12 protein-coding genes and 1 pseudogene are annotated in these 16,575 nt (G+C 64.1%); 9 read left to right on the plus strand and 4 right to left on the minus strand.

Annotated elements, in window-relative coordinates:
- Window positions 1–21: 21 nt before the first annotated feature.
- Window positions 22–1,566, minus strand: coding sequence for a helicase HerA-like C-terminal domain-containing protein (locus NKL04_RS15830; protein ID WP_023702217.1), 1,545 nt, complete (start codon window positions 1,564–1,566; stop codon window positions 22–24).
- Window positions 1,567–1,915: 349 nt separating this feature from the next.
- On the opposite strand from NKL04_RS15830, the gene NKL04_RS15835 reads away from it, so the two are divergent.
- From NKL04_RS15835 to NKL04_RS15845, 3 genes are all read left to right on the plus strand, one after another.
- On the plus strand, window positions 1,916–3,358 hold the full coding sequence (locus tag NKL04_RS15835) for a methylmalonyl-CoA mutase subunit beta (protein WP_352514197.1): 1,443 nt from the start codon (window positions 1,916–1,918) through the stop codon (window positions 3,356–3,358).
- On the plus strand, window positions 3,355–5,475 hold the full coding sequence (gene scpA, locus NKL04_RS15840) for a methylmalonyl-CoA mutase (RefSeq protein ID WP_023684565.1): 2,121 nt from the start codon (window positions 3,355–3,357) through the stop codon (window positions 5,473–5,475). Before NKL04_RS15835 ends, scpA begins: the two co-directional genes overlap by 4 nt.
- A 64-nt stretch (window positions 5,476–5,539) precedes the next feature.
- Window positions 5,540–5,776: an AbrB/MazE/SpoVT family DNA-binding domain-containing protein gene (locus NKL04_RS15845; RefSeq protein WP_023702219.1), complete on the plus strand. Its 237-nt coding sequence runs from the start codon at window positions 5,540–5,542 to the stop codon at window positions 5,774–5,776.
- Window positions 5,777–5,783: 7 nt separating this feature from the next.
- Here the strand turns inward: NKL04_RS15845 and greA are convergent, their stop codons facing one another.
- Complete coding sequence (gene greA, locus NKL04_RS15850; protein ID WP_023702220.1) at window positions 5,784–6,257, minus strand: transcription elongation factor GreA; 474 nt, start codon at window positions 6,255–6,257, stop codon at window positions 5,784–5,786.
- Between the two features lie 138 nt (window positions 6,258–6,395).
- Here greA and NKL04_RS15855 point away from each other — a divergent pair.
- Window positions 6,396–7,750 (plus strand): annotated as a pseudogene (locus NKL04_RS15855) (TIGR03808 family TAT-translocated repetitive protein).
- On the opposite strand, the gene NKL04_RS15860 reads toward NKL04_RS15855, so the two are convergent.
- Window positions 7,743–8,747 (minus strand): asparaginase, encoded by a 1,005-nt coding sequence (locus NKL04_RS15860; protein WP_023702222.1) that lies wholly within the window; start codon window positions 8,745–8,747, stop codon window positions 7,743–7,745. The pseudogene NKL04_RS15855 and the gene NKL04_RS15860 overlap by 8 nt on opposite strands.
- Before the next feature lie 28 nt (window positions 8,748–8,775).
- Window positions 8,776–9,942 carry an acetyl-CoA acetyltransferase gene (locus tag NKL04_RS15865; protein ID WP_023684567.1) on the minus strand — a complete coding sequence of 389 codons (1,167 nt, stop codon included), beginning with the start codon at window positions 9,940–9,942 and terminating at the stop codon, window positions 8,776–8,778.
- 190 nt (window positions 9,943–10,132) lie between these two features.
- Between NKL04_RS15865 and betI the strand changes: the two genes are divergently transcribed.
- From betI to betB, 5 genes are read left to right on the plus strand one after another with little or no spacing between them, the layout of a single operon-like run.
- Window positions 10,133–10,723 carry a choline-binding transcriptional repressor BetI gene (betI, locus tag NKL04_RS15870; RefSeq protein WP_023670745.1) on the plus strand — a complete coding sequence of 197 codons (591 nt, stop codon included), beginning with the start codon at window positions 10,133–10,135 and terminating at the stop codon, window positions 10,721–10,723.
- Between the two features lie 8 nt (window positions 10,724–10,731).
- Window positions 10,732–12,261, plus strand: a complete 1,530-nt coding sequence (betC, locus tag NKL04_RS15875) for a choline-sulfatase (protein ID WP_023702223.1) — start codon at window positions 10,732–10,734, stop codon at window positions 12,259–12,261.
- A complete protein-coding gene (locus NKL04_RS15880; RefSeq protein ID WP_023702224.1) occupies window positions 12,258–13,262 on the plus strand; it encodes a threonine/serine dehydratase family protein in 1,005 nt (334 codons plus the stop codon). The genes betC and NKL04_RS15880 overlap by 4 nt, the downstream gene beginning before the upstream one ends.
- A gap of 3 nt (window positions 13,263–13,265) precedes the next feature.
- Window positions 13,266–14,918, plus strand: coding sequence for a choline dehydrogenase (gene betA, locus NKL04_RS15885; RefSeq protein ID WP_023702225.1), 1,653 nt, complete (start codon window positions 13,266–13,268; stop codon window positions 14,916–14,918).
- Between the two features lie 51 nt (window positions 14,919–14,969).
- Window positions 14,970–16,433 carry a betaine-aldehyde dehydrogenase gene (gene betB / locus NKL04_RS15890; protein WP_023702226.1) on the plus strand — a complete coding sequence of 488 codons (1,464 nt, stop codon included), beginning with the start codon at window positions 14,970–14,972 and terminating at the stop codon, window positions 16,431–16,433.
- The last annotated feature ends 142 nt before the right edge of the window (window positions 16,434–16,575 follow it).

The raw sequence follows: 16,575 nt of genomic DNA on the forward strand, positions 1-16,575 counted from the left end.
ATTCTTGCGGGCTGATGCCTTTTACCGCCCCCTGGACAGGCTGCCCAGAATCCCGCGCACGATCGCGCGGCCGACCGACGAGCCGACCGAGCGCACCACCGCTTTGATCGCGGCTTCGGCCACCGTCTGGCGGTTGGACGGCCGTGGTGCAGGGGCGCGGCGACCGCCTGATTGCTGCGGCGGCGGATCGTCATTGCCGAAGCCCGGAATGGTCCAGCGCGAGCGCCCGCTGTCGGCCTGCTGCGCCTGCTCGTCCTGCGCATCCCTGGCTTTCTTCTGCAGCATCTCGAAGGCCGATTCGCGGTCGATGGTCTGGTCGTACTGGCCGGCGACCGGGCTCTGGTCGATCAGCTTGCGGCGCTCGTCCGCTGTGATCGGGCCAAGCCTAGACGATGGCGGCCGGATCAATGTCCGCTGCACCATGGACGGCACGCCCTTGACCTCCAGCGTCGAGACCAGCGCCTCGCCGGTGCCGAGCTGGGTGATGGCGGTGGCGCAGTCGAAATCGGGATTGGGCCGGAAGGTGTCGGCGGCGGTCTTGACCGCCTGCTGCTCACGCGGCGTATAGGCGCGCAGCGCGTGCTGCACACGGTTGCCGAGCTGGGCGAGAACCTTTTCAGGGATGTCCAAAGGGTTCTGCGTGACGAAATAGACACCGACGCCTTTCGAACGGATCAAGCGAACCACCTGCTCGACGCGGTCGATCAGCACCTTCGGCGCATCGTCGAAAAGCAGATGCGCCTCGTCGAAGAAGAACACCAGCTTCGGCCTTTCGGGATCGCCGACCTCGGGCAATTCCTCGAACAGCTCCGACATCAGCCAGAGCAGGAAGGTGGCGTAGAGCCTGGGGTTCATCATCAATCTGTCGGCAGCGAGCACGCTGATGGCGCCGCGGCCGTCGCGGGTGGTGCGCATGATGTCGGCGATGCGCAAAGCCGGTTCGCCGAAGAAATGCGCCGCGCCCTGCTGTTCCAGCACCAGAAGCGTGCGCTGGATTGCGCCGACCGACGGCTTGGTGACATTGCCGTAGCGCGAGCTGATCTCGTCGGCGCGCGCTGCGATGTTGGCCAGCAGTGCTTGCAGATCCTTCATGTCGAGCAGCAGCAGGCCATCCTCATCGGCGATGCGGAAGGCGATGTTCATGATGCCTTCCTGCGCTTCGGAGAGGTTCATCAGCCGCGACAGAAGCAGCGGCCCCATTTCCGAGACGGTGGCGCGGATCGGATGGCCCTGCTCGCCGAACAGGTCCCAGAAGATGACCGGGAATTCCTGGAAGTCGTAAGGGTCGAGCTTGACCTGCTCGGCCCGCTTGACCAGGAAATCCTGCGCCTTGCCCATCATGGCAATGCCGGACAGGTCGCCCTTGATATCGGCGCAGAACACAGGCACGCCGGCATTGGAAAACCCCTCGGCCAGGATCTGCAGGCTGACTGTCTTGCCGGTGCCGGTGGCGCCGGTGATCAGGCCATGGCGGTTCCCATATTGCAGCAAGAGCTGTTCGGCGCGCTGATAGCTGTCGTCGGGCTTGCGGCTGGCGCCGAGGAAAATGCTGGTGTCGTCAGCCATATGACCATGTCTCCGCAAACTGATGTGTTAAAAGCCTGTGGCCGTGCCGCAGGGTATAGTCAGGCCATTGCGCAGCGACAATGCTATTCTCCAATTGGGCTATCCATCCAGTTGGCTATTCATCCAGATTGGGCCAATCGTCTAAATTGAACCAATCCTCCAAATCGGTTTTTGGAACTTGCGGATTTTGCCGCTGTTTGGCAATCGTTCCATGGTTCGTCCACGCAGGCTGCCCTATGTCAGGGAAGCGAATCCCAACCGCGCAAGCGCATTGCATTGCGATATCTGGCAGGGAACCGTAGACTGGACGGCTGACGCTGGTGCGGCCGCATAAAAACGAGGAACATGGATGGGCGCCGGATCCTTGACCAGGAGCATCGAACCCGCTGACGTCGAGCGCCAGCGTTGGCTGGCCTTGGCCGAAAAGGCGCTCGCCGGCGCCTCCTTCGAGGAAAAACTGGTCTCGCATACCGACGATCAGATTCGCATCGAACCGCTCTACGATCGCGCCGCCGGCGCCGAGCCGCTTGTGCGCGCCAACCCCAAATTGCCCTGGATCGTCAGCCAGCGCATTGACGATCCCGATATCGGCCGCGCCAAGGCGCAGGCCCTGGACGATGTGGCACAAGGCGCGACGGGATTGTCGCTTGTCTTCGAGGGTGCTCCGAATGCGTTCGGCTATGGCCTGCCAAGGACGGCGCAGGCGCTGGAAACGGTGCTGGATGGCGTACCGCTCAACCGCACGCAGATCCGCATCGACGCCCATCCCTGGAGCCGTGCCGTCGCCGACTGGCTGGTGGCGTTCCTGAGCAAGCGCCGCTCCGACCCGGCAAAGCTGAACCTCTCCTTCGGCATCGACCCGGCGGCAATCTTTGCCGGAACCGGCCGGCTGCGCATGTCGATCGAGGCGTTGCAGGCATCGATGCCGCAATCGCTGGCGCATTTCTTCTCGCTGGGCGTGCCGGGTGTGCTGCTGGAGGCCGACGGGCGGGTGTTCCACAATGCCGGCGCCACGGAAGCGCAGGAACTCGGCACCATGCTCGCTTCCGCCGTGTCATACCTCAGGATGTTCGAGGATGCGCGCCAGCCGCTTGTCTATGCCGCTCCCCATATCGGCTTTGCGCTGAGCGTCGACCAGGACCAGTTCCTGTCGATGGCCAAGGTCCGGGCCTTGCGCAGGCTGTGGGCGCGCATCCAGGAAACCTGTTCCATCCCGGCATCGACAGCCAACATCCATGCCGAGACGTCGTTCCGCATGATGACGGCGGCGGATCCCGAAACCAACATCCTGCGCACCACCATCGCCAGCTTTGCAGCGGCAGCAGGCGGCGCGGACTCGATCTCCATCCTGCCACACACCGTCGCCCTCGGGCTGCCGGCCGGCTTTGCCCGCCGCATCGCCCGCAATGCGCAGTTGATCATGGCCAATGAAAGCCATATCGACCATGTCGCCGACCCAGCATTTGGGTCGGGCGCAGTCGAGGCGCTGACCCTGGGCCTGTGCGAAGCGGCGTGGGAAGAGTTCCAGCGGATCGAAGCGGAAGGCGGCGTTCTGGCAAGCCTGCAGCAAGGGCATATCCAGAAGCGCGTCAAGGCAGCATCCGAGCGCCGCGCCGAGGCCTACCGGTCGGGTGAACGGGCAATCATCGGCACCACGCTTTACCCGCTGAAAAACGATGCCCCGGTCGAGACGCTGGCGGCTGAGCGGCGGCCGCCTTTCACAGAGGGCGTGGCGGTGTGCGAGGCGCTGTTTCCGGTCCGCATCGACCAGGCAATCGGAGCCGCACAGTGATCCCGGATTTCAGCCACATTGGCTGGTCGGCGCCACGGCGCGCGCCGGTCGAGGTCAAGGGCCAGCGGCTGACGCCGGAAGGTATTGCCGTCAAGCATCTCTACAGCCAGGGCGATCTCAAGGGGCTGCCGCATCTCGACACCTATCCGGGAATGCCGCCCTTCGTGCGCGGTCCCTACCCGACCATGTATGTCCAGCAGCCGTGGACGATCCGGCAATATGCCGGCTTCTCGACGGCCGAGGAATCCAACGCCTTCTACCGGCGCAATCTCGCCGCCGGCCAAAAGGGCCTTTCGGTCGCTTTCGATCTGCCCACCCATCGCGGCTATGACAGCGACCATCCGCGCGTTGCCGGCGATGTCGGCATGGCGGGCGTGGCCATCGATTCCATCCTCGACATGCGGCAATTGTTCGACGGCATTCCGCTGGGCGAGATGACGGTGTCGATGACCATGAACGGCGCGGTGCTGCCGATCATGGCGCTCTATATCGTCGCGGCCGAAGAACAGGGCGTTGCTCAGAAGGATCTCGCCGGCACCATTCAGAACGACATTCTGAAGGAGTTCATGGTCCGCAACACCTACATCTATCCGCCGAAGCCCTCGATGCGGATCGTGTCTGACATCTTCTCCTATACCTCCCAGCACATGCCGAAGTTCAATTCGATCTCGATCTCCGGCTATCACATGCAGGAGGCCGGCGCGACCGCGGACCTGGAGCTCGCCTACACCATCGCCGACGGCATCGAATATGCCCGCGCCGGCGTCGCCGCCGGGCTCGACATCGACCGTTTCGCCCCGCGGCTTTCCTTCTTCTGGGCGATCGGCATGAACTTCTTCATGGAGATCGCCAAGCTCCGCGCGGCGCGCCTGTTGTGGGCGACCCTGATGCAGAAGAATTTTGCACCGAACGACGAACGCTCGCTGTCGCTGCGCACCCATTGCCAGACCTCCGGCTGGTCGCTGACGGCGCAGGACCCCTACAACAACATCACCCGCACCATGATCGAGGCGATGGCGGCGACGCAGGGACATACCCAGTCGCTGCACACCAACTCCTTCGACGAGGCGATGGCGCTGCCGACCGACCACTCGGCGCGCATCGCCCGCAACACGCAGTTGATCCTGCAGAAGGAATCCGGCACCACCTGCATCATCGATCCGTGGGGCGGCTCGGCCTATATCGAACGGCTGACGCACGATCTGGCGGCGCGTGCGCTCGCCCATATCGAAGAGGTCGAGGCGCTTGGCGGCATGGCGGCAGCAACCGAACAGGGCATTCCAAAACTTCGCATCGAGGAAGCGGCGGCGCGCACGCAGGCGCGTATCGATTCCGGCGAGCAGATACTGGTTGGCGTAAACGCGCATCGCCCCGAGAACGAAATCGACGTCGACGTGCTGAAGATCGACAATGCCGAGGTCAAGGCCCGGCAATTGTCGAAGCTGCAGAACCTGAAAGGCACGCGCAATGTCGGCGCGGTCGAGAGCGCGCTCGATGCGCTGACCCGCGCTGCGCAGGGTAACGAAAACCTGCTGGAATTTGCCATCCGCGCCGCGCGCGCCAATGCCACGGTCGGCGAGATCTCGCTGGCGCTCGAAAAGGTCTTTGGCCGTCACGTCGCCTCGGTGCAAACGATCTCCGGCGTTTATCGCAATGCGCTTGGCGACAATCTGACGGTCGACCGATTGCTGGAGAAGCTCGAAGCTTTCGAGAAGAAGTCCGGCGGCAAGCCGCGCATCCTGGTCGCAAAGATGGGACAGGACGGCCACGACCGTGGCCAGAAGGTGATCGCCACGGCCTTCGCCGATCTCGGCTTCGACGTGACGGTCGGCGCGATGTTCCAGACACCCGACGAGATCGCCAGGCTGGCGGTGGCGCAGGACGTCCATGTCATCGGCGCCTCATCGCTGGCGGCGGGGCACCTGACGCTGATCCCCGAACTACGCGACGCGCTGAAGAAGCTCGGCCGCAGCGACATGCTGATCGTCGCCGGCGGCGTCATCCCGCCGCAGGATTACGGCGCAGTGCTGGAAGCGGGTGCCGCGGAAATCTTCCCGCCAGGGACGGTTATCCCGGAGGCTGCGGATCGGTTGCTGGACCGGCTGCTGGCGGGCTGATTGAAACAGTTGCACTGCTTATCAAAGTTGCGTTGCAATATCGGGCGCAACCTATGGTATAGCTATGAACACCATCATTCACGGACTTGAGGACGGATCGGGCGTTGTAATCCTGCCGCGGGAAACGCTCGACAGCTTGAGCCTGCAAGTGGGCGATGAACTCCAGATCATCGAAACCGACGACGGCATCATCCTAAGGCCGGTGCCGTGTGACGACGTCGAACGGCAAATACGTGCTGCTCGCGATGTCATGGCCAAGTATGAGCCCGCGTTGCGAAAGCTGGCTGTGCAAATAGGGTGAGCTGGCGTCAGGCGTCCGACAGCTTGAGGATTTCCCATTCTTTGCCGTTGACGCTTGCGACGTCGCCGACCTTCTTGCCGAACAGCGCCACGGCCATTGGCGAGACGTGTGAGATGCTGCCCTTTGAGGGGTCGGCCTCGTCCTCGCCGACTATCTTCCAGTGCACTCTCTTGCCGTCATCGCCTTCCAGCGTGACACCCATGCCGAAGCGCACCTGGTCGCTGCCCGGTTCCGGCACGGAAAGCTCGGCGCTTTCGCGGCGCGCTGTCCAGTAGCGCAGGTCGCGCGAGACAACGGCAATGCGCTCGCGATCGGCTTTTCGCTCGGCTTTCGCCAAAATGTCGCGCAGATCGGCCAGATTGTCCTCGATCATCGCCAGGCCGCGCTCCGTCACCAGATTGCGGTGTTGGCTGATCGGCCGCTCGCCGATGCCGGCAATGGCGTTTTCGCTGTCTTCCTCGCGGGTAAAAGCTCTGCTCATCGGATAAACTTAGGCCCGCTTCCGTGACTGCACAAGCCACTTGCCGGACCCGGTCATTGGCCGGACTATGGCCGAGCGGAGACCGATGCGGCTGGCCCAATTCCTGCGATCAGCCGGATGATCGCAAGGGATGTGCCGATGTTGAACAGACGAACGCTTCTGAAGGGGACGGCCGGCTTTGCCGTGCTCGGCCTTTCGGTGGGCAACGCCTTGGCGAAAACGGCGGTGCGCGCTCGATCAACGCCGCCGAGCTTGGCGTGGAGCCGGACGCACCGGACGACCAGAGCAAGGCCTTCGCCAGGATGCTAGCCGAGGCCAGCGACCGCAACGCGCCGGTGTTCCTGCCGCCGGGCACCTATGTCGTGTCCAACCTGACCCTGCCCGCCCGCGTCAGGCTTTCGGGCGTGCCGGGCGCCTCGCGCATCCTCTATGGCGGCAATGGCCATTTGCTGACGGCCGAACAGGCCGAGCATATAGAGTTCACCGCATTGGTCTTCGACGGCGCCAACGGCGAGTTGGCCGACGATGCCCAAGGCCTGCTCGACCTGCGCCGCGTCGCCCATCTCGTCATCGACAATTGCACGATCACCGGCAGCGGCAAGCATGGGCTGGCGCTGGAGCATGCGTCGGGCCGCATCGAGCGCTCCGAGATTTCGGGGGCTGCGGACGCCGGCATCTACTCCGTCGAGGCCGCTGGCCTGGCGATATCCGACAACACCGTATCCGACTGCGGCAATGGCGGCATTCTTGTCCATCGCTGGCAGCAGGCCGAGGACGGCACGATGGTCAGCGGCAACCGCGTGCAGCGGATCGGCGCGCGCGGCGGCGGCACCGGGCAGAACGGCAATGGCATCAACGCCTTCCGTGCCGGCAATGTCTCGCTCACCGGCAACTTCGTCTCGGACTGCGCCTTCTCGGCGATCCGCGCCAACAGTTCCAGCAATCTGCAGATGACCGGCAACACGTGCTCGCGGTCGGGCGAAACGGCGCTCTATTCCGAATTCTCCTTCGAAGGCGCCATCATCGGCAACAACATCGTCGATGGTGCCGCTAACGGCATCTCGATCGTCAATTTCAACGACGGCGGCCGTATGGGTGTCTGCTCGAACAACATCGTGCGCAACCTCTCGGCCACCGGCCCCTACCCCGCCGACGCGCCGGGCTTCGGCGTCGGTATCAGCGTCGAGGCCGACACCACCGTCTCGGGCAATGTCATCGAGAACGCGCCGCTCTACGGCATGCAGATCGGCTGGGGCGCTTATATGCGCAATGTTGTGGCGACGGGAAACATCATCCGTCAGGCCGGAACCGGCATCGCCGTCACTGTGGTAGAAGGCGCTGGAAACGCCATCATTTCCGACAACGTCATCGACGGCGCCAAGAACGGCGCCATCATCGGCCAGCGCTGGGCCGAACCGGCGACCGGCGACCTCGCGCGGTCAAGCGTAAGCGGCTATGCGCATCTGACGGTTGAGCGAAACAGGGTCAGCTGAGCGCCGTCGTCGGCCGCAGCGAGCCGACCTTGGCGCCGATGCGGCTTTCGATCGGCGGATTGGCCCGCTCCAGAAGGTTCGCCTCCAGTGCGCCGTCGGCGCTGAGAAGTTTTGCCAGCACAGCGGCAATCATCACCTCGGCGGCGCGGCCGGCGCCGTCATCACATTTTAGCGCGATGCCGAGGCCAAGCTCCGGAACGGCGGCGCAATAGACACCCTCGGCGCCCGTCTTGACGAATATGCGGCCGGGCGCGGCCTGCATCAGCGCCACATCGGCCTTGCCGGTGCCGGCGACCAGGAAAGGCTCGGCCATGCAGGCAGACAGCAGGCGTTTGGCCGCCTTGGCACGCTCAGGGCCAAAGCTCGTGCCCGTCGCCATGCGGGCAAAGCCAAGGGCAAAACTTTTCAGCGGCACGGCATAGGTGGGGATCGAGCAGCCATCGGTTGCCCGGTGATCCGCATCGTGGGCAGCGCCGGTCACCGCCTGCATGGCGTCGCGCACCATCTCCTGCAAACCATGGCCTGCCTTGACGTAGCCTTGGTGGGCAATCCCCGAGTGCACGCAGGTGCAGAGAAATCCGGAATGCTTGCCCGAGCAATTGTTGTGCAGTGCGTTCGGCGAGACGCCTGTGCGGGCCAGTGCGATCGTCGCGTCGTGGCTCGACGGCCAATGCGCGCCGCATTCCAGCGCCGACTTGTCGAGCCCGGCCTTGGCCAGCATCGCCTGCGCCAGTTCGACATGCGCGGGTTCGCCCGAATGCGAAGCGCAGGCCAGCGCCAGTTCGCGGTCGCCGAAGCCGTACGCATCGGCAGCACCCGTTTCAACCAGCGGCAGCGCCTGGATCGCCTTGACCGCCGAGCGCGGAAACACCGGCCGCGCCGTATGGCCGATCTCCAGGACAGGCTTGCCGTCACCGTCGAAGATTGCGACAGCGCCGCGATGGGCGCTCTCGACGATCGCGCCGCGCAAGACCTCGACCAGAACCGGATTTGTCATCACCACGCCCCAAAAATACGGGCCGCTTCTACCTGATCCGGTCGAGGATTGAAACGTAGTTGGCAACGGCAGCGCCACCCATGTTGAAGATGCCGCCGAGCGTTGCCCCCGGCACCTGGATGCCGCCTGCCTCGCCGGTCAACTGCATGGCGGTCAGCACATGCATCGACACACCGGTGGCGCCGATCGGATGGCCCTTGGCCTTCAGCCCGCCCGAAGGATTGACCGGCAGCCTGCCGTCCTTTGCCGTCGTGCCGTCTAGCGCCAGCCTGGCGCCCTCGCCCGGCTTGGCCAGGCCCATCGCCTCATATTCGATCAGTTCGGCAATGGTGAAGCAGTCATGCGTCTCGACGAAGGAGAGGTCGTCGAGCGTCACGCCGGCCTTCTTCAAAGCCTGGTTCCAGGCCTGCTCGCAGCCTTCGAAAGACAGGATGTCGCGCTTCGACATCGGCAGGAAATCCTGGACATGCTCGTTGGCGCGGAAGGCGACGGCGCGGCGCATCATCAACGCCGTCGAGGTGTCGGTCAGCACAAGGGCGGCAGCACCGTCGGAGACCAGCGAACAGTCCGTGCGCTTCAGCGGACCGGCCACGAACGGGTTTTTCTCGCTTTCCTGGCGGCAGAACTCGTAGCCGAAATCCTTGCGCATCTGCGCATACGGATTGTTGACGCCGTTCTTGTGGTTCTTGGCGGCGATCATCGCCAGCGCGTCGGACTGGTCGCCATAACGCTGGAAATAGGCCTGCGCGATCTTGCCGAAGACGCCAGCGAAACCGGCCGGCGTGTCGCCCTCCTCCGGCAGATAGGAAGCCTTGAGCAGGTTCTTGCCGATCTCGGGGCCGGGGGTCGTCGTCATCTGCTCGGCACCGACCACCAGCACGATGCGGGCGGCATTGGCGTCGATGGCGCGGATGCCTTGGCGGACCGCTGCCGAACCCGTGGCGCAGGCGTTCTCGACCCGCGTCGCCGGCTTGAAGCGCAGTCGGTCGTCGGCCTGCAACACGAGGCTGGCGGTAAAATCCTGTGGGGAAAAGCCGGCATTGAAGTGGCCGAGCACGATCTCGTCGACCTCGTCCGGACCGATGCCGGCATGGTCGAGCGCGTCGACCGCGACCTTGGTGATCAGGCCTTCCAGCGTCTCGCCTTCCAGCTTGCCGAAGCGCGAATGCGCCCATCCGACGATGCATGCGGTCATGGCAACCTCCGTTTGCCGCAAGCCTAACATGTCATAGCGCGGCATCAGCCTCTAATATTGTTCAACAGTGAACTGTTTTCCAGTCCAAAGGATGGGCCAGAGCGACATGATCGATTGATCCGAGCGCGAGTTTTTTATTGATTGATCCGTCGATAAAAAATAATCTTCGGTTTTAATCTGGATCTCCCCAATGCCGAAAGTCGGAATGGAACCGTTGCGCCGCAAGGCGCTCATCGACGCGACGATCTCGGCGATCGGCGAGCGCGGCTCGCTTGATGTGACCATGTCGGAGATCGCCGGACGGGCGGGCGTGTCGTCGGCCCTTGCCCACCACTATTTCGGCGCCAAGGACGAGCTCCTTCTGGCGACGATGCGGCACATACTGGCCGAGCTGACCATCGACATGCGGCGCGCCCTGCAATCCGCCGGCTCGCCGCGCGAACGCGTTTCGGCGGTGGTCGCCGTCAACTTCTCCGACATCCAGTTCCGGCCGGAAACCATCGCGGCCTGGCTCGCCTTTTATGTCGAGGCACAGAAATCATCGGCCCTACGCCGGCTGCTCAGGGTCTATGCGCGGCGGCTGCATTCCAACCTGATGAGCGGACTAATCGGCATACTGCCGCGCAACGAAGCCGACCGCGCGGCGGAAGCGGTCGCGGCGATGATCGACGGGCTGTACATCAGGCGCGCGCTGAAGGACGGCGTGCCGGATGCTCAAACCGCGATCGCGCTGGTCGAAGATTATCTCGAAATCAAACTCGGCGGGCGACAGACACAGTGACAGCCTCAGTGATATCAAGGCGACCCAACATCCTGATCGTCATGGTCGATCAGCTCAACGGCACGCTGTTTGCGGACGGGCCGGCGGACTTCCTGCATGTGCCGCATCTCAAGGCGCTGGCCGCACGCTCGGCGCGCTTCGGCAACAACTACACGGCCTCGCCGCTTTGCGCGCCGGGCCGCGCCGCTTTCATGAGCGGGCAATTGCCGTCGCGCACCCAGGTCTATGACAACGCCGCCGAATTCGCTTCCTCGATCCCGACCTATGCGCATCATCTGCGCAGCGCCGGCTACTACACCTGCCTGTCGGGCAAGATGCATTTCGTCGGGCCGGACCAGTTGCACGGTTTCGAGGAGCGGCTGACCACCGACATCTATCCCGCCGATTTCGGCTGGACGCCGGATTACCGCAAGCCCGGCGAGCGCATCGACTGGTGGTATCACAATCTGGGCTCGGTCACCGGCGCCGGCGTTGCCGAGATCACCAACCAGATGGAGTATGACGACGAGGTCGCCTTCCACGCGGTGCAAAAACTCTACGATCTTGCCCGCACCTCCGAGGACGAGGCCAGCCGGCCCTGGTGCCTGACGGTTTCCTTCACCCACCCGCACGACCCCTATGTCGCACGGCGGCAATATTGGGAATTCTATAAAGACTGTCCGGCGCTTGAGCCGGAGGTGGGATTCATCCCCTATGCCCATCAGGACCCGCATTCGCAACGGCTTTACCGGGCCAGCGACTACGACAGTTTCAACATCACGCCGGAGCAGATCCGCCGCTCGCGGCGCGGCTACTACGCCAACATCTCCTATCTCGACGACAAGGTCGGCGAGTTGATGTCAGTGCTGGAGCGAACGCGCATGCTGGACGACACCATCATCCTGTTCTGCTCCGACCATGGCGACATGCTTGGCGAGCGCGGCCTGTGGTTCAAGATGAATTTTTTCGAGGGCTCGGCGCGAGTACCTTTGATGATCGCCGGCAAAGGCATTCCTGCAGGGCTGATCGAGGCGCCGGTCTCCAACCTCGACGTGACGCCGACGCTGTGCGATCTCGCCGGCATCGACATCTCCGCGATCGCACCGTGGACCGATGGCCAGTCGCTGCTGCCGTTGCTTGATGGCGGACAGCGCACCGCGCCGGTGCTGATGGAATATGCCGCCGAGGGCTCCAACGCGCCGTTGGTGGCGATCCGCGATGGCCGCTACAAATTCATCCATTGCGAGATCGACCCGCCGCTTCTGTTCGACCTCGAAGCCGATCCGCAAGAACGCACCAATCGTGCCACCGATCCGGCGCATGCCGATCTGGTGGCGGCCTTCACGGGAGCCGTGCGAGCGCGCTGGGACATGGCGGCATTCGATGCCGCGGTGCGCGTCAGCCAGGCGCGGCGCTGGGTGGTTTATCCCGCGCTGCGCAACGGCACGCATTACCCCTGGGAGTTCCAGCCACTGCGGAAGGCGTCGGAACGCTACATGCGCAACCACATGAACCTCGACAATCTCGAGGAACAGAAACGCTTTCCGCGAGGCGAATGATGACAATTGTCCCCTCCCTCGAGCATCTCAGACAGGCCTATGCCGTGACGTCGAAGGCGACGCAGATCACGCCTTTGCTGGAATCGACAGCCTTGGCCAAGGAGACGGGTGCGGCCCGCGTCTTTATCAAACCGGAATCGCTGCAATGGGCGGGATCGTTCAAGGTGCGCGGGGCCTATTGGCGGTTGAAGCGGCTGTCGCCGGATGAGGCCAGAAAAGGCGTCGTCGCCTACTCCTCCGGCAATTTCGCGCAAGGGTTGGCGGCTGCCGGCCAGGCGCTCGGCATTCCCGTCACCATCGTCATGCCGATCGACGCGCCGGCCGCCAAGCGCGATGCCACTGCAGGTTATGGCGCGCGCGTCGTGCTGACCGATCATGGCGAGCGCGCCCGTGAGGAGGTCGCAGCCGCCAAGGCCCGCGAGATTGCCGAGACCGAAGGGCTGGCGTTGCTGCATCCATTCGACGATCCGGAGATCGTTGCCGGCCAGGCCGGCGCCGGGCTCGAAGCGCTCGAACAACTCGAGGCAAAGGACGCCAGTGCCGACCTTCTGTTCTGCTCGGTCGGCGGTGGTGGGCTGATCGGCGGCGTCTCGCTCGCCTTCCACTATCTGTCGCCGGCAACCGAGATCATCGGCGTCGAACCGGAAGGCTTCAACGGCATGGGTTCATCGCTAGCGCATGGCGCCGTCGAGACCATGCCGATCGCGCCGAAGTCGATCTGCGACGGGCTGATGTCGCGGCGGCCGGGCGACGCGCCGTTTGCGGCGGTCAAGACCGCCGGCGTGCGCGGCATCACCGTCGATGATGCCTCCGTGCGGCGGGCAATGAAGATCGCCTTCGAACGGATGAAGCTGGTGCTCGAGCCATCGGGCGCCGCCTCTCTGGCGGCGCTGCTCGGCGGCAAGGTGGATGTGGCGGGTAAAACGGTCCTGGTCATGGCTACCGGCGGCAATGTCTCGCTCGCCGATTTTATTTCGCATATGAACGATGGGCGCATGTGAACCATGCTTGAAGCAGACTTCGTCATCATCGGCTCCGGCTCGGCCGGCTCGGCCATGGCCTACCGGCTGTCGGAAGACGGCAAGCATTCGGTGATCGTCATCGAGTTCGGCGGCACCGATATCGGGCCGCTGATCCAGATGCCGTCGGCGCTGTCGATCCCGCTCAACATGAGCCTTTACGACTGGGGCTTTGCCAGCGAACCAGAGCCGCATCTCGGCGGCCGCGTGCTGGCGACGCCACGCGGCAAGGTGATCGGCGGCTCGTCCTCGATCAACGGCATGGTATATGTCAGGGGCCACGCACGCGACTTCGACCACTGGGCCGAACAGGGGGCGGCCGGCTGGGGCTTCGCCGACGTGCTGCCCTATTTCAAGCGCATGGAGGACAGTGACGGGGGCGAGGACGGCTGGCGCGGCCACGGCGGCCCGCTGCACGTCCAGCGTGGCCCGCGCAAGAATCCGCTCTACGGCGCCTTTGTCGAGGCCGGCCGCCAAGCCGGGTTCGAACTGACCGACGACTACAATGGTTCGAAGCAGGAAGGCTTCGGGCCGATGGAGCAGACCATACGCGGCGGCCGCCGCTGGTCGGCCGCATCAGCCTATCTGAAGCCGGCGCTCAAGCGGCAAAATGTCAGCGTGATCAAAGGCTTCGCCCGTCGTGTGATCATCGAGAATCAGCGCGCCGTCGGCGTCGAGATCGAAGCTCACAAACAGATTCAGGTCGTTAAGGCGCGACGTGAGGTGATCGTTGCCGCATCATCGATCAATTCGCCCAAGATCCTGATGCTATCCGGTATCGGCCCGGCCGCGCATCTCAAGGAGAACGGCATCCAGGTCGTGGCCGACCGGCCCGGTGTCGGCCGCAATCTGCAGGATCATATGGAGCTCTACATCCAGCAGGAATCGACCCAGCCGATCACGCTGAATTCGGTTCTCGACCCATTCTCCAAGGCTCTGATCGGGGCGCAGTGGCTGTTCTTCAAGACCGGCCTCGGTGCCACCAACCATTTCGAGGCCGCGGCCTTCGTGCGCTCGCAGGCCGGCGTCGACTACCCCGACATCCAGTATCACTTCATCCCGGCTGCGGTGCGCTATGACGGCAAGGCGGCGGCGAGGGCTCATGGCTTCCAGGCCCATGTCGGGCCGATGCGGTCGAAGTCGCGCGGCTCGGTGACGCTGCGCTCTCCCGACCCGAAAGCGACGCCGGTCATCCGCTTCAACTACATGTCGCATCCAGACGACTGGACCGAGTTCCGCCACTGCATCCGGCTGACCCGCGAGATCTTCCGCCAGAAGGCTTTTGACGGCTTTCGCGGCAAGGAAATCTCGCCGGGTTCGCACGTCCAGTCGGACGAGGATCTCGACGCCTTCATCCGCGATCATGCCGAGAGTGCCTACCACCCGTGCGGCACCTGCAAGATGGGCCGCGCCGACGACATCATGAGCGTGGTCGATCCGGAGTGCCGGGTCATCGGCGTCGACGGCCTGCGCGTCGCCGACTCCTCGATCTTCCCGCGGGTGACCAACGGCAACCTCAACGCGCCGTCGATCATGACCGGCGAGAAGGCCTCCGACCACATTCTCGGCCGCACGCCACTGGCGCCGTCCAACCAGGAACCCTGGATCAATCCGCGCTGGCAGGTGGCGGATCGATAGGGCATTGTCCGGCGGACTGCTCCGCAATAGCGAATACATCTGGAGAACAGCATGCGCGCCCAGCCAACGGCATCGCACTATGTCAACGGCCGCTACATCGAGGACGAAGGCGGCGCGCCGCTGCCGGTGATCTATCCGGCGACCGGTGAGGTCATCGCCACTTTGCATTCGGCGACTCCGAACGTGCTGGAGCTCGCCATCGAAGCCGCGCGGGCCGCACAACCGGCCTGGGCGCGGATGAAGCCGGTCGAGCGTGGCCGCATCCTGCGCCGCGCCGCCGACATTTTGCGCGCGCGCAACGCCGATCTGGCGCGGATCGAGACGCTCGACACCGGCAAAGCGATCCAGGAGACGCTGGTGGCGGATGCACTATCGGCCGCCGACTGCCTCGAATATTTCGGCGGCGCGGTTGCCGCCTTCAACGGCGAGGCGATCGATCTTGGTGGACCTTTTGCCTATACGCGCCGCGAGGCGCTCGGTGTGTGCGTCGGCATCGGCGCCTGGAACTATCCGATCCAGATCGCCGGCTGGAAATCCGCCCCGGCGCTCGCCATGGGCAACGCCATGGTATTCAAGCCTTCGGAGAACACGCCGCTGTCGGCGCTGGCGCTGGCCGAGATCTACTCAGAGGCGGGCCTGCCCGACGGGCTGTTCAACGTCGTGCAAGGCTATGGCGAAGTCGGCGCCGGCCTCGTCGGCCATGATGTCGTTGCCAAGGTTTCGGTGACCGGCTCGGTGCCGACCGGCCGCAAGGTGCTGTCGCTCGCCGGTTCGAAGATGAAGCATGCGACGATGGAACTCGGCGGCAAGTCGCCGCTGATCGTGTTCGACGATGCCGATCTCGAAAACGCCATCGGCGGCGCCATGCTCGGCAATTTCTATTCGACCGGGCAGATCTGCTCCAACGGCACGCGTGTTTTCGTACAAAGCGGCATCCATGACCGCTTCGTCGACCGGCTGGTCGAGCGGACGAAAAAGATCCGCATCGGCGATCCGCTCGATCCTGAGACGCAGATGGGGCCGCTGATCAACAAGGCGCAGCAGGATAAGGTCGTTTCCTACATCGCGGCCGGCAGGCAGGATGGAGCAACGCTCGCCTGCGGTGGCAACGTGCCGTCGCTGCAAGGGTTCGATGGCGGCTTCTTTGTAGAGCCAACCGTGTTCACCGGTGTCACCGATACGATGCGCATTGCGCGCGAGGAGATTTTCGGCCCGGTGATGAGCGTGCTGAAGTTCGACGGCGAGGACGAGGTGATCGACCGCGCCAACGACACCGAATTCGGCCTCGCCGCCGGCGTCTTCACCCGCGACCTGCAGCGCGCTCATAGGGTGATCGCCGAACTGCAGGCCGGCACCTGCTGGATCAACGCCTACAATCTGACGCCGGTGGAAATTCCGTTCGGCGGGGTGAAGCAATCCGGCATCGGGCGCGAGAACTCGCTGGCGGCTTTAGCGCTCTATTCGCAGCTGAAGGCGGTGTATGTCGAGACCGGGGACGTGGCGAGCCCGTATTGAGGGTTGAAAGCGAAGTGACAGCTGATCTCCCCCCTTGCGGGGGAGATGGCCGGCAGGCCAGAGGGGGGTGTGACGGATCGCCAACCTTTGGTCTGATCTTCGATTAGCTGAGACGTCGGCGGGACAGCACCCCCCTCTGCCT

This window comes from Mesorhizobium sp. C264A (assembly GCF_040324515.1).
Classification (GTDB): Bacteria; Pseudomonadota; Alphaproteobacteria; order Rhizobiales; family Rhizobiaceae; genus Mesorhizobium.

Bases quoted from the DNA above. Each gene is read 5' to 3' on its own strand.
- NKL04_RS15830 (WP_023702217.1), bottom strand. From the start codon at position 1,566: ATGGCTGACGACACCAGCATTTTCCTCGGCGCCAGCCGCAAGCCCGAC.
- NKL04_RS15835 (WP_352514197.1), top strand. From the start codon at position 1,916: ATGGGCGCCGGATCCTTGACCAGGAGCATCGAACCCGCTGACGTCGAG.
- NKL04_RS15845 (WP_023702219.1), top strand. From the start codon at position 5,540: ATGAACACCATCATTCACGGACTTGAGGACGGATCGGGCGTTGTAATC.
- greA (WP_023702220.1), bottom strand. From the start codon at position 6,257: ATGAGCAGAGCTTTTACCCGCGAGGAAGACAGCGAAAACGCCATTGCC.
- NKL04_RS15860 (WP_023702222.1), bottom strand. From the start codon at position 8,747: ATGACAAATCCGGTTCTGGTCGAGGTCTTGCGCGGCGCGATCGTCGAG.
- NKL04_RS15865 (WP_023684567.1), bottom strand. From the start codon at position 9,942: ATGACCGCATGCATCGTCGGATGGGCGCATTCGCGCTTCGGCAAGCTG.
- betI (WP_023670745.1), top strand. From the start codon at position 10,133: ATGCCGAAAGTCGGAATGGAACCGTTGCGCCGCAAGGCGCTCATCGAC.
- NKL04_RS15880 (WP_023702224.1), top strand. From the start codon at position 12,258: ATGATGACAATTGTCCCCTCCCTCGAGCATCTCAGACAGGCCTATGCC.
- betA (WP_023702225.1), top strand. From the start codon at position 13,266: ATGCTTGAAGCAGACTTCGTCATCATCGGCTCCGGCTCGGCCGGCTCG.
- betB (WP_023702226.1), top strand. From the start codon at position 14,970: ATGCGCGCCCAGCCAACGGCATCGCACTATGTCAACGGCCGCTACATC.